The 12,457-nt window shown below is 38.9% G+C and carries 11 protein-coding genes and 1 tRNA gene; 8 read left to right on the forward strand and 4 right to left on the reverse strand.

The window, feature by feature from the left end; translation table 11 throughout:
• The first annotated feature begins 310 nt into the window (after positions 1–310).
• The 4 genes from LC454_RS14965 (at position 311) to LC454_RS14980 (ending at position 3,687) form a co-directional block, all read left to right on the forward strand.
• Positions 311–631: a hypothetical protein gene (locus LC454_RS14965; RefSeq protein WP_223583294.1), complete on the forward strand. Its 321-nt coding sequence runs from the start codon at positions 311–313 to the stop codon at positions 629–631.
• Positions 632–890: 259 nt separating this feature from the next.
• Positions 891–2,696: a serine hydrolase gene (locus LC454_RS14970; protein WP_223583295.1), complete on the forward strand. Its 1,806-nt coding sequence runs from the start codon at positions 891–893 to the stop codon at positions 2,694–2,696.
• Between the two features lie 39 nt (positions 2,697–2,735).
• A complete protein-coding gene (locus LC454_RS14975; RefSeq protein ID WP_223583296.1) occupies positions 2,736–3,002 on the forward strand; it encodes a hypothetical protein in 267 nt (88 codons plus the stop codon).
• A gap of 139 nt (positions 3,003–3,141) precedes the next feature.
• Entirely contained in the window at positions 3,142–3,687 is a 546-nt protein-coding gene (locus LC454_RS14980) for a hypothetical protein (protein ID WP_223583297.1), read from the forward strand.
• Between the two features lie 50 nt (positions 3,688–3,737).
• On the opposite strand, the gene LC454_RS26650 is transcribed toward LC454_RS14980, so the two are convergent.
• Entirely contained in the window at positions 3,738–3,956 is a 219-nt protein-coding gene (locus LC454_RS26650; protein WP_223583298.1) for a helix-turn-helix domain-containing protein, read from the reverse strand.
• Between the two features lie 572 nt (positions 3,957–4,528).
• Between LC454_RS26650 and LC454_RS14990 the strand changes: the two genes are divergently transcribed.
• Entirely contained in the window at positions 4,529–6,940 is a 2,412-nt protein-coding gene (locus LC454_RS14990; protein ID WP_223583299.1) for a TonB-dependent receptor, read from the forward strand.
• Positions 6,941–7,297: 357 nt separating this feature from the next.
• On the opposite strand, the gene LC454_RS14995 is transcribed toward LC454_RS14990, so the two are convergent.
• Positions 7,298–8,017, reverse strand: a complete 720-nt coding sequence (locus LC454_RS14995; RefSeq protein ID WP_223583300.1) for a DUF3575 domain-containing protein — start codon at positions 8,015–8,017, stop codon at positions 7,298–7,300.
• A gap of 569 nt (positions 8,018–8,586) precedes the next feature.
• Between LC454_RS14995 and LC454_RS15000 the strand changes: the two genes are divergently transcribed.
• The gene (locus tag LC454_RS15000) at positions 8,587–9,927 is read left to right on the forward strand and encodes a M60 family metallopeptidase (RefSeq protein ID WP_223583301.1); all 1,341 of its coding nucleotides are present in this window, start codon (positions 8,587–8,589) and stop codon (positions 9,925–9,927) included.
• Between the two features lie 107 nt (positions 9,928–10,034).
• On the opposite strand, the gene LC454_RS15005 is transcribed toward LC454_RS15000, so the two are convergent.
• Positions 10,035–10,108 (reverse strand) — tRNA-His (locus tag LC454_RS15005).
• A 201-nt stretch (positions 10,109–10,309) separates the two neighbouring features.
• On the opposite strand from LC454_RS15005, the gene LC454_RS15010 reads away from it, so the two are divergent.
• On the forward strand, positions 10,310–10,870 hold the full coding sequence (locus LC454_RS15010) for a DUF4230 domain-containing protein (protein ID WP_223583302.1): 561 nt from the start codon (positions 10,310–10,312) through the stop codon (positions 10,868–10,870).
• A 48-nt stretch (positions 10,871–10,918) separates the two neighbouring features.
• Here LC454_RS15010 and LC454_RS15015 read toward each other — a convergent pair whose 3' ends face one another.
• Positions 10,919–11,785, reverse strand: coding sequence for an AraC family transcriptional regulator (locus LC454_RS15015; RefSeq protein WP_223583303.1), 867 nt, complete (start codon positions 11,783–11,785; stop codon positions 10,919–10,921).
• 183 nt (positions 11,786–11,968) lie between these two features.
• On the opposite strand from LC454_RS15015, the gene LC454_RS15020 reads away from it, so the two are divergent.
• A complete protein-coding gene (locus LC454_RS15020; RefSeq protein ID WP_223583304.1) occupies positions 11,969–12,406 on the forward strand; it encodes an L-rhamnose mutarotase in 438 nt (145 codons plus the stop codon).
• Positions 12,407–12,457: the final 51 nt, after the last annotated feature.

The following is a 12,457-nucleotide window of genomic DNA, read 5'->3' on the forward strand; positions in this document are numbered from 1 at the left end:
GACAAATTCAAGGGGGAAAAACGACAAAAGGACACTGGAAACAAGTTTGATCTTTTTTGTCTATGAAACCTATCAATTCAAATATCGGCGAAAAATAGCAAGATATAGACAAGGCATAGGCCTCATTGTTTTAGTGTCCTTAACACTATTACTTTTTAGTGGATATTTTATGGAGTTTGCATTTTAAAATTCGGAGAAATTGAAAAAACAGACATACTTTGTGCACGCATTTTTTTCATTATTTTAGTGAAAAAAGTGGAACATCGAACGTTCCAGTATATTTAGAGGCAGTTAGAATAATCGGTCAACCATGGGAAATACCGTTGCGGAAATGCTAGAAATGTATGGACTTAGTACAGCTGAGAGCTTGATCGATAGCTTGGGTGCTACTTGGAATGAAAACGAAATTAGGGAATATTGCTGGCAGGTACTGAGAACTTTTCCTGATCTAAAAAAGGAAAACTGGTCAACAGGAATAGAAGGCGGTGATTATATCTATAGTTTATCTGGTCACTATGTGTTTATTACAGATGATATTTGGAGTTTCAATCTGATTGCCGAGAGACCTGTGCTGGAGTTATTGGTCGAACAAATGATTGGCTTAAATAAAACAAAGCATAATGATATTTAACATTGATAGCTGGGGCCACGGATCCTTGTCATATCGTTCGATTCTGAACACTCGGTGTTCGATTATGATCAATCTTTGATCATTAATATATTGTAGTGTCTTGTTTAATAGCAGTATACTGTTTTGGCAAGCGAGTTGATAACGAAGTTAATCGAGAAAATTGTGGAAACGATGAAGCGGAAATCATCCGCTTTTTTGCAACAAAAACCGAAAAAAGCGACATGAATTATATTATTCGGAGTCTAAAACTTAACATCTTATGAAGATCATAAAATCTTTGCCTATTGCCCTTATTTTTGGACTAATGGTTTCAACAGCTAGCGCGCAAACCGAAAGTCGGCTCCAAAAGGAAATTTCCAGTGTTGAATCAGGGTTGATACCACCTGTCCGCTTTGTGGGGGAGCGATCTTGGGATATTGCCTCACGCATGAAGTTTTATAATATTCCTGGTGTGAGTATAGCAGTTATCAAAGATTCTAAGGTCATCTGGACTAAGACCTACGGTGTTGTAGATTTTGAATCCAAGGCTCCAGTTACCGCTAAGACATTGTTTCAGGTTGCTTCGATGAGCAAGCCTGTCAGTGCTTACGCTGCGCTAAAGGAGGTAGAACTTGGCAAATTAACTTTAGATACGGATGTAAATTCATTTCTAACCTCATGGAAAGTCCCCGAAAACGAATGGACCGAAAAGGAAAAAGTCAGCCTCAAGAATATAGTCAGCCATACTGCTGGTTTTACAGTAAGTGGATTTCCGGGATATAAGGTAACAGATCCTATTCCCTCGGCAGTAGAGGTATTGAATGGAGGTAAACCCGCCAACACCCCTGCGGTATTTGTCGATAAACTTCCTGGAGCTAATTTTCGCTATTCAGGAGGTGGATATACCGTGATGCAACAGATGCTTATGGATATCGAGAGGAAAGATTACACAAGCATTATGGATGAGAAAGTGCTATTGCCATTGGGAATGAAGAATAGCACTTTTGCGCAACCACTTCCAGCTGCACAAGCAGAGTATGCCGCCACAGCCTATTCCGCAGATGGAAAGCCTGTTGAAGGACGATATCATGTTTATCCGGAGCAGGCTGCAGCGGGATTGTGGTCTACAGCTGAAGATTACGCCAAGTTTGTGATCGATATTCAACATACGTTGGCAGGCAAAAGCAGTACAGTTATTTCCAAAAAGACAGCAGAAGAATTTACCAGCCCTTTCATTGAATCCTTTATCGGTCTAGGGCTATTTATTGAAAACTATGCCGGAGCAGTTTACTTTTGTCATGGTGGCTGGAATGAAGGTTTTAGTTCTTATTCTATTGGGAGCAAGACTAGTGGAGACGGGGTTGTCGTATTGACAAATACCAACAAACCTCTATTTATTAACGAACTCGTTCGAGCTGTCGCTTTAACCTATCAATGGCCCAATTACATTGCTCCAGCTAATAAAATTTTACCGTCAACCTCACAAGAGTTAAGTTCCTATATCGGACGTTATCGTGCTGATAAATATGGATTAATCAAAGTCTATAAAGAAAATAATAAACTGATGGCCATACAAAATCTAGACACGCCTGTCGAACTGATTAAAGTGGGGGTAGATACATTTGCTATGCATGACTGGGATTTTAAAATGGCTTTTGTAAAAGATAAAGCCACAGGTAAGGGGGAGCTTGTTCAGGTTTTGCGTGATAAAACAATCCATGCCAGAAATCCAAAACTTAATGAGGACGATATTATTCCGCTGGAGCTGATTTTAGGAGGTCATTTTGAACGGGGAGTAAAAGCTTATCAACGTGCACAACAAGAGGATAGTGGGCATCGGTTGCTTTCAGAAGGTTTTCTGAATGGCACAGGTTATGAGCTCCTTTCCCAAAAGAAATTGATTCAAGCGATCGATATTTTTAGGTTAAATACGATTTTATACCCGAAGAGCGAAAACGTATATGATAGCCTGGCAGAAGCTTATCTCAAAGCGGGCAAAAGAGACAAAGCAAAGCAGAACTACATAAAGTTGCTAGAAATCAATCCAAAAAACGAAAAAGTAAGTAAGATTTTAGAAACCTTATAATAAAAGTGTAATGAACCAATTTTTTGCTAATTTGCACACATGTCAATGCAAGCAAATACCTATCAATTATTTTCCAAAGAGATTCTATCGATCTGGAAGAGCCAGGATGTGTCCTATATTAAGGTAGAAGAGTTGTCTACCATCGAGGGGATTACCTTTTTTGAGCTGATACCTGATTCTGAGCTTTTGGATGGGGGAGAACTAGATACGCTTTATGCGATAGATTCGGAGGATGTCGATGATATGCTATTATTCAGTAAAAATGTTAAGTTTGTCGTCCACAATATTTATTTGGAAGAAGATTAAGCGGATTGGACGTATCTATAACCCTTATGTCAATGTTTTTCTATTTTTTGAGCATAGAAGGTATGTTTTACGTATTATGTAAATAACACATTATATAATTGCATGATGAATATAGCGTATATTCGAGGGAAATTACTGCATGATGAATGAAATATTTGCGCAATGTGTTCCGTATAATAACCTGTTCCGGGGACGAATTGGAGGTAACCCGCCATTAGCGATAGAACAATCGGTGCCGAAGGAATATAAATTCTATGCTACTTTAATCCATCCTGAGAAAAATGATACCATGATCTCTATTTTAATACATGGAGATTTTGATACCCTAATTGATAATAACATTTATCCTTCAGTTGCTATTCAGGTAATCGAACATGCCTATTCGGAAGAGGGTGCCAATGAGGATTCTTGTTTGTTCCAACTCGGTAAACACTCGATTAGTGAATACAGGGATAAGCAGACTGGTGATTTTCTGTTTGTAAAAGCTGGTGGATTACCGCGGTTGATTCAGTATAGTAAATTTTACTATGAACAACTTGAAAAGGATGGATATACCTTTTTTCTGCAAATTGAAGAAGAGGGATATTTAGAGCTTTCGGAATATGTTTTCGCATATGGGTCTCTCTACCTTTATAAACACAGTTCCACAGGTCGGATAATACCGGGATTCTGGCAATTTTCATAAACATTTATTGCAGCTATTAAATTAAAGTAATAGAACAAAAGTAGAATGAATCAATTATCAGACCTTTTAAAAGAATCTTTATCTTCATGTACAGTATTCGATTTCTTTCGAATCTGATTGGGCGCTATGCCACATTGCTTTTTGAATGCGACGGAAAAGGACGAGGGCGATGAATACCCCGTTTTGAAGGCAAACTCTTTAATGGATAGATCATGTGACCAACCGTTATAATTACGTCGGTTTCTATCCCGGCGCCTGGAGATATACACACTATGGATGGCGGGCAGTCAATCCGCAGGGATTTAGGTTGAACCTAGCCTATAAGTTCTAATGCGTGCCGTTACACAGTAAAAATTATTTGTCACATATTTTACTGGGGGGGGCAAAAAATCGGGCGCCCCTATTTTTATGCAATTTTTCTCGTTTCCCGCGACTAGCTCATGTTGATTATTTCAGGCCAAGTGGATCATAAGAAAAATCGCCGCTAAGTTAAAGCGAGTACATATAGACGATTATGTTCCAACCGTAAATGGTATTTGTAAAAAGCAATTGATCTGCGATTTCATGTTGATCAACAAGGTAGATCTGTCAAAAAAGAGAGATAACCGTTACAAAAGGCCAATCAGCAATTTATATTTTTTGGGATAATTATTTTGGAAATGTATTGTATTTGTTGAAAGTCATTAGAGTCGATTTACCATTTTTTTGATCACTCAGCGATCATTCGCTTGCTATTATTTAACCTATAAGTCAATAATAGGATGTTTTATTATTTATAATTAGTCTAATTAATTTCATTTATACAATTAGATGCGCTATATTCGGCTCCATAATTTTTTTTATGGGAATCAGATCTATACCTATTGCAGTAGCGATGCTTTCGCTCACAGGAGTAGCCAATGCGCAGACAGCGAGTATCTTTGGTAAAATAACGACAATTGATGGTAATCCGGCAGAGTCCGTCAATTTGACCATCAAAGGAATTAATCGACAGACGCGGACAGATAAAAGCGGGAACTACAAATTTGACCGATTGAAACCTGGAAGTTACCAGATTGTCGCCAGTTTCACAGGGCTAAATTCGATTGAAAAGGAAGTAACCGTTGAAAATAATAAACCTATCATCCTGGATTTCGCGTTAAATGAGAACTACGCTCAACTGCAGGAGGTACTGGTATCTACTTTCAAAGTCAACCGAACGATCAGCGCTGTAGCCAAGATGCCCTTGAGCAATATAGAGAATCCGCAGGTCTATAGTACCGTTTCGCATGAGTTATTAAAACAACAGGCAATCACAAATTTTGATGATGCCCTGATCCGCAATGTCTCGGGACTCAGTCGGACATGGGAATCCACAGGTAGAGCAGGAGATGGAGGTGCATATTTTTCCTTGCGGGGTTTTGAATCACAAAGTAATCTTGTCAATGGACTTCCTGGTTTATCCAGCGGTATCTTGGATCCGGCCGGAATAGAGGAGATTCAAGTCTTGAAAGGACCCTCGGGTACATTATTCGGTGCCAGCTTTTATGGGTATGGTGGTGTAATCAATACGATTATGAAAAGACCATATTTTGAGAATGGTGGTGAAGTTTCCTACAGCGAAGGTAGCAATAAGCTGCATCGTGCGACAGTTGATCTCAATGGTGTCCTGAATAAAAGTAAAACTCTGGCACTCAGGATCAATTCAGCCTATCATCATGAACACAGTTTTCAGGATGCCGGATTTAAAAAATCCTTTTATTTTGCACCATCGTTGACCTATCAGGTAAATGACAGGTTGACCGTTAATCTGATGACCGAATTGCTTGATATGAAAAGGGCTGTTGCTCCCGTTTTTTTCCATTCGGATAGGGTAGCACCGCTCACATTTAAAAATATAGACGAACTAAACCTTGATCCTAAGCTTTCCTTTACAAGCAATGAACTGACGATCAAAAACCCACGGACGAATATACAGGGTGAAGTGCTTTATAAAATCAATGAGAACTGGAATTCGCAGACCGTTGTTTCATACGGAAAGGTGAAGTCGAATGGAATATACACCTATATATGGGGTAATCAGGGCAATTTTTTTGACCAATACTTTCACAATGAAAATCAAAAGACGGGAACTTATGACCTGCAGCAAAATTTCAACGGTGATTTTAAATTGGCAGGCTTAAGAAACAGGCTTTTGGTTGGTGTTGACTATTTTTCAAGGGATGTCAAGGAAAATGGCTCCGGCTGGGGACTAGGACGTAGGGTAAGCCCACAGGGGGAAATAAAAGGACCATTGGGTGAAAACTCAACAGTATTAGATCCCGTTCCACTGACCAAGGATGCCATTGACAAGTTGCTGGCAGGGACACAAGCCGGAGATCCTTCTCATATCAAAAATAGCTCATTTAGTGTATATGGTTCCGATCTAGTGGATCTTACAGATAAACTCTCTGTTATGGTGAGCCTGCGGGCGGATTATTTTGACTCAAAAGGCGATGTTTCCAATAAAGACGATAATTATAACCAATGGGCACTTTCTCCAAAATTTGGAATTGTCTACCAGATCGTAAAAGATAGAGTCTCGATATTTGCTAATTATATGAACGCTTTCTATAATGTCGCACCGAGCATAACCTATGACGACAATAATGTAAAAACAGGTGTACAGTCATTTAAGCCCGAGCGGGCCAACCAATGGGAATTTGGCACCAAAGCAAATCTGATCAAAGATAGACTATGGACCACATTAGCATTGTACGACATTACAGTTGCAAATAGAGTGTACAGTACACCAACAGGATCTATACAAGGGGGGAAGGTTGAAAGCAAGGGCTTTGATTTTGATATTGAAGCATTGCCTTACCAGGGAGTTTCGGTAAAAGCTGGCTTTAGCTATAATGATATCCAGATAATTGCCGGGAATGGAAATGACTTCTATAATGAAAAAGGAAGAGCTCCCGGAGGACAAGGCCCGGGTACTTTGGCAAACCTTTGGGGAAGTTATCAGATTCAGCACGGGAAGCTGCGGAATCTCGGTTTTGGAATCGGAGGTAACTATGGCGGAGAATATAAGGTAGTAGACAATAGTGTGACGGGTGTATTTGAACTTCCGAGTTATGCGCTTTTAAATGGAAGTATCTTTTATTCTTTTCATAAATTCCGCGTAAACTTTAATATGAACAATATCAACAATAAACAATACTATGTTGGTTATTGGTCTGTTAATCCACAACAAAAAAGAAATTTTGTGGCAACGGTTTCCTACAAACTGTAATTTAAGATTTTACCAAATTGGAGTAGATTTAACTGAAATCTTTCAAAGGCTCCCCAAAATGGCAGATCACTGTACTGATTTGCCGTTTTTTTTTCTATATACAGGGGATTTTACTTCCCATGTTACATTATCAAAAGGCCAAGCTATTTTAAGATCTGCTCTCTGTACCTGATTCCCTATGCACCCACGGTGTCAATAATTTGATGAAGGCTTTTTTCGAATTCAGTCAGTTCGTAATCAACCGATACAAGCATAGTATTATTTTGTGCTCTAGTGATAAGCTTCTTGAGTTCAAGGAACCAGTTTCCATCCCTATGAATTAGCCGGAATTATTTTTCGGATGGCATTTAATATTGCTCAAAACCTGTATCCCAGTGACAATGCGGTACGGAGCCCCGCAAAGGGGCCCTTGGTTGTTATGGTGACACCTTCGGCGCTGACTTCTTTTTTCAGATTTAGTACATCGATGTCAAAACTTTCCAATTGTTTTCGAACCTCCCGTTGTTCCTCTGCACTAAGCTGCATTTTTCCCTCAAATGTACCTTTGTTGAATCCATAATTTGGACCGATAATCCGCCAGTCTAAATAGATCGCATCACCGAGGCGCCATTGGTTACCGATCGCCACTCCGACAGTAAGAGCATTCAAAGAGCCTGAAATAGGAAGCTCTTTTTGATAGTCTGACTGATCGACCGAAAGTATGGTGGAAAGGTGGTAGTTCGAATATTTGATAAATGGCGCGACATAAAATCCTTTAAGCGCTTCTTTATTTCGAAGGTAAAATCGCAACTCTGGTGTAAACGAAAAAGCCGCAAGTTTTGCCTCGCCAAGAATATTATAAGTATCATCGACACCGGATTCCCATATCGACCGGAATGGAAGACCAGATTTGGGACGGAAGCTAAGCGTTCCGTTCAGTGATATATGCTCATGAATGGTTTTTTCATATTCAAATGCAAGGTTACCAACTGAGAGAGGCAGTAGATTCAATTTAATTAAATTGGATGTTTTCTGTGCCTTTAGTCCGGTAATTGCTAATAATCCAATAAACAATGTTGTCAAGTAGTGCAGATTCATAGTTGATGTCGTAAAATAAAATGCCTAATATATCGGAATAGGTGATATCATCCAATGCTATTATACAATTTGGGAAATTCTTTTTTATTCATGGAAACGTTGTTTTACAAGGATTTATTTTATCTCCATGGAAAAATAAAAGAGGATGACCAGCTGGCTGAGCCAATAAACTCCCCGACAACTATATGGTAGCAATTTAAAAAGATGAGCGGGATACAGATTGATCAGCGGTTAAATATTGTTTTTGTATCTATACATTTTAAAATTTCTTTAAAGTGTGTAATAGTTAATTTTCGGTAATCGAGATGATTTGTTATTAACTATTGTAGCTCCATTGTTTTAAAATTATAGTGTTTATTATACACTATAACGTTTTCGGTAATTACGCAATCGTTTGATGAAATTTCTTAAAACTTTTCCGCCTATATTGCTACTGATTTTAAACCGCTAAATTTCTTGATATAGAAATTTAAAGATATGATGAAAATAGGTAACGGATATAAAAATCCGGGATGGGATTCTTGCGAATTAAATAATTAATACAATTCATAAACTTAATTTAAAAACCAATGAGAAAGAACATCTTTTATGTTATTGCATTTTGCATTATTGCTGCATTTTCATCCTGCAAAAGGGACGGTGGTTGGATGATTCCTGTTCCTACTGACCCACAACCCCTGGAACTGGCCATTGCAGACAGCGTGCAAACCTTCAAAATTACACCATCGGCATCCACAGAGGTGGATCGGCTACAATTCAGAGCAAATCACAACGATATGCAGGCTACGGGATTTTATGTCGCTCCCAATAGCACAATTACGCTGAACGTAAAAATCAATTCCGGTACCACTGTTGCCCGTCTGGCAATTGGTACGCCTTTTCGAGATAATATTCGACCTGTTAGACAGTATTTTAATCTTCAGGCGGGAACGCAGACCTTCACGGCCGATCAATATGGAGGTTTGGTGTATGTGATCTATACCGCCAACAACTACAGTACAACAGGAGAAATTGAATTGACCTTTGGAGATGGCTTCATTCCTGTTCCGTATTTTCAGAAGGGGAAAACCACGCATACACAATGGTTGGCTACATTAGACTCCCTAAAAAATATAGCCCCTGATGTCATGTTCTCCTCTGACCGTACGATTATGGTCGCCAATATGGATGAGGCTCTTTTATATCAAAACGAAGATCAGCAGCTCATTGTTGACCGACTGGACTCTATCATCGGCTTCTCAAATCATATTAGTGGCTTGAGCGGTGCAAGCGGCGTACATGCTATTCCTTATAACAAACATTTGATTACGGTTAGAGATTCTTCTGCTGGAGGGTATATGGCAGCTGGTATTTCTATTTATTTTACAGAATCTTTATCGTATAGAATGCTGCAACCTAAGTATCTTTCCAATACAAATGGTTGGGGAATCTGGCATGAAGTGGGGCATACTTATCAGCAAAAGGCCTGGACTTGGGGCAATCTCACCGAAACAACAGTCAATGTCTATTCATTGGCCAGCGAAAGAGGATTCGGTATTCCTGTGAGCCGTATAACCGCAAATAATTCCTGGCCAAAATTGGATACTTACTTTCAAAAAAATATCGCAGACCGTAATTTTAATGCGGGTGACAATGATCTAAAAATGATTATGTTCCATCAGTTATGGTTGGCATTTGGCGATAACCTCTATATTAATTTGAGTAGATCTACACGTGAAAATCGACCAACCGTTTCTACCGATGCCGAAAAAATGCGTTATTTTATGCTTTCAGCCTGTCAGATCACACAAAAGGATCTTTCAGATTTCTTTAGAAAATGGGGTTTCAAAGTTGATGAATCTGTTTATACGGAGATTGCTAACCTTAGTTTAACTGCACCGGCTCAGGATATTACCTTGTTAAGGGATTAAATGATTTGATATCAATGCCCCCGCACAGCATCCAAATTGTCTAGGTTTTGAATACCAGACATATTGAAAATCAAAAAAGGCAGATCATTTTAATGATCTGCCTTTTGGGTAAGTAATCGGGCTCGAACCGACGACCCCTAGAACCACAATCTAGTGCTCTAACCAACTGAGCTATACCTACCGTGATTTTGATGTCACAAAAGTAGTATTATAGCCCATATCTTCCAAATGTTTTTTAAACTTTTTGACTAAACAATTGTCTATCAAATGGTATATTTTTGCCGGAGCATATTGAAAGGCGACAAAAGATAATATTCGCGTAACATTTTCGGTTCAAATGGCCATAATTGGACCTTGGTCTATTATTTGTATTATACTATTTATGGGAAAATTTTTGAAATTTTTAATTATCGTAGCCATTTTGGCAGTAGGTGCTTGGTTTGTCTATCAAAAATATAATAGTGGACCACGGGTAGAGAGCAAGCATCAGCTTCTGGTTGATCGCATTGAAGCTATGGGGAAATTGGAATTGGTGAAATATCGCTACAGCGATGTTGTTGAACATAAAAATATCAATACGTTCTTGCCTACGGCGAGTGTATTACTAATTGTCAAAGCTGATGCTGTAGGCTGTGTGAACTTAACAAAACTGACACCAGAGGATATTATGGTGGTAGGGGACTCTGTTTCCATTAAATTGCCAGCTCCAGAGATTTGCTATATCAAGATTGACCATGAAGCATCAAAGGTCTATGATACCAAAATGGCCTTCCTGCGGGAGGCGGAATTGGTTGATGAAGCTTACAAAACTGCTGAAAAAGCTGTAGCGGATGATGTGAAGAAATCCGATATCCTACAACAAACCAAAGCAAATGCAACGACTGTGTTCAAACCATTATTGCAAGGACTGGGCTTTTCGAAGATCAACCTTACTTTTGAGTAGACGGGCTCAGTCCATGTTATTTTTTTCTTGATCTCAGAATGGTTTGTTTTAACGCTGTATATGTGATCTATATCTACTTGGGGTAATGCCTTTGATGGATTTAAAAATTTTATTAAAATTCGAAAGGCTATTGAAACCACAGGCAAAGGCTATATTGGTGATCTGTAATTTATTTTCAGTAATCAGCCGGCATGATTCACTGACGCGTACTTCATTGACAAACTGGACAAAGGTCTTTTGTGTGCGGGACTTAAAATAACGACAGAACGAATGTTTGGACATATTCGCTAGGGTCGCAACCTGATCCAGCGGAATCTCTTTTGTAAAGTTATTGAACACAAACTTAAAGATACGGTCGATTTTCTCATTGTCCGTCGAACTGTAATTGTGTGTGTAACCTGGACTGGAAAGATATTCATATTCATCGGTTGTAATCAACAATTCAAGGATTTCAAGCAACAATATTGTTTTTTTAAAACCGTAGTCAAGATGAACTATTTGTTCCAGTTTGTGTTTTAGCCGCTGCTTTGTTTCTCCCCGAAATAAAAGTCCCCGCTTGGAGGCAGTCAGAAAAGCCTCTATTTTATGTGTTTTAAAAAGCTGTCCCAATACCGCTAAGAGTAATTTAGGTTCGACATAAAGTGCCATTGAGCGCGATAGACCTGTCGAATCCTGATTCGAGCTGTCATTGTGCCAAACATGGGGTAGATCAGGTCCCACAAAAGTCAACTCATCGGTCGAAAAACTGTCGATACTGTCGCCTATAATACGTTTACCATCACTTTGGACAATATAAGTCATCTGACAGGCGCTGTGAAAATGGAATTCCGTGGAAAAAAAAGGTTGACAAACTTCTTTTGTTGCAAATGTCGCTATCTCGGATCCCTCCAATATTTTAGTGAAGATGGGTTTCATTTACTGGTTATCATATTGTTTAATGGATGTTAAATATAGCTTATTTTGTCGTAAATACGGAATGATAGTCAAAATACCGTTAATATAGTGTCAATATTGAGCAATCTAGGCACAGTTTTATTGTCCTAAGAGTAGTAGTTTAGCATGATGTAAAAAGGAGTATTGATAACAAGAATACCTAATATGATATTAAAAAAATTAGTTCCATTTGTACATTTTACGCTCGTTTGTGCGATCTCTATTTTAATGGTTTGCTGTGGACGGGATCAGGAACCTGAATCTGTCAGACGCTATGCCTCCATTACAGGTGTAAAAGCTGAAAAATTGGAATATTACAAAAAACTACATGCAGATGCATGGCCGACGGTGCTGCGGAAAATCAAGGAATGCCATATCCAGAATTATTCTATTTTTTTAAAAGAGGTGAATGGGCAACATTATCTATTCAGCTATTTTGAGTATACCGGAGCGGATTTTAATGCCGATATGCAACGGATGGCTGCTGATCCCGAAACACTACGTTGGTGGAAGGAAACGGATCCTTGTCAGATGCCACTCCCGGATGCCCGTGCAAAAGGAGCTGTCTGGTCGGATATGGAAGAGGTATTTCATGCAAACTAACTGAAACAGAAAATCCGAACAATAACCTAAAACATAAAAGAATTATGAAAC

Origin of the sequence: Sphingobacterium sp. GVS05A (assembly GCF_019969845.1) — a bacterium.
Lineage (GTDB): Bacteria > Bacteroidota > Bacteroidia > Sphingobacteriales > Sphingobacteriaceae > Sphingobacterium.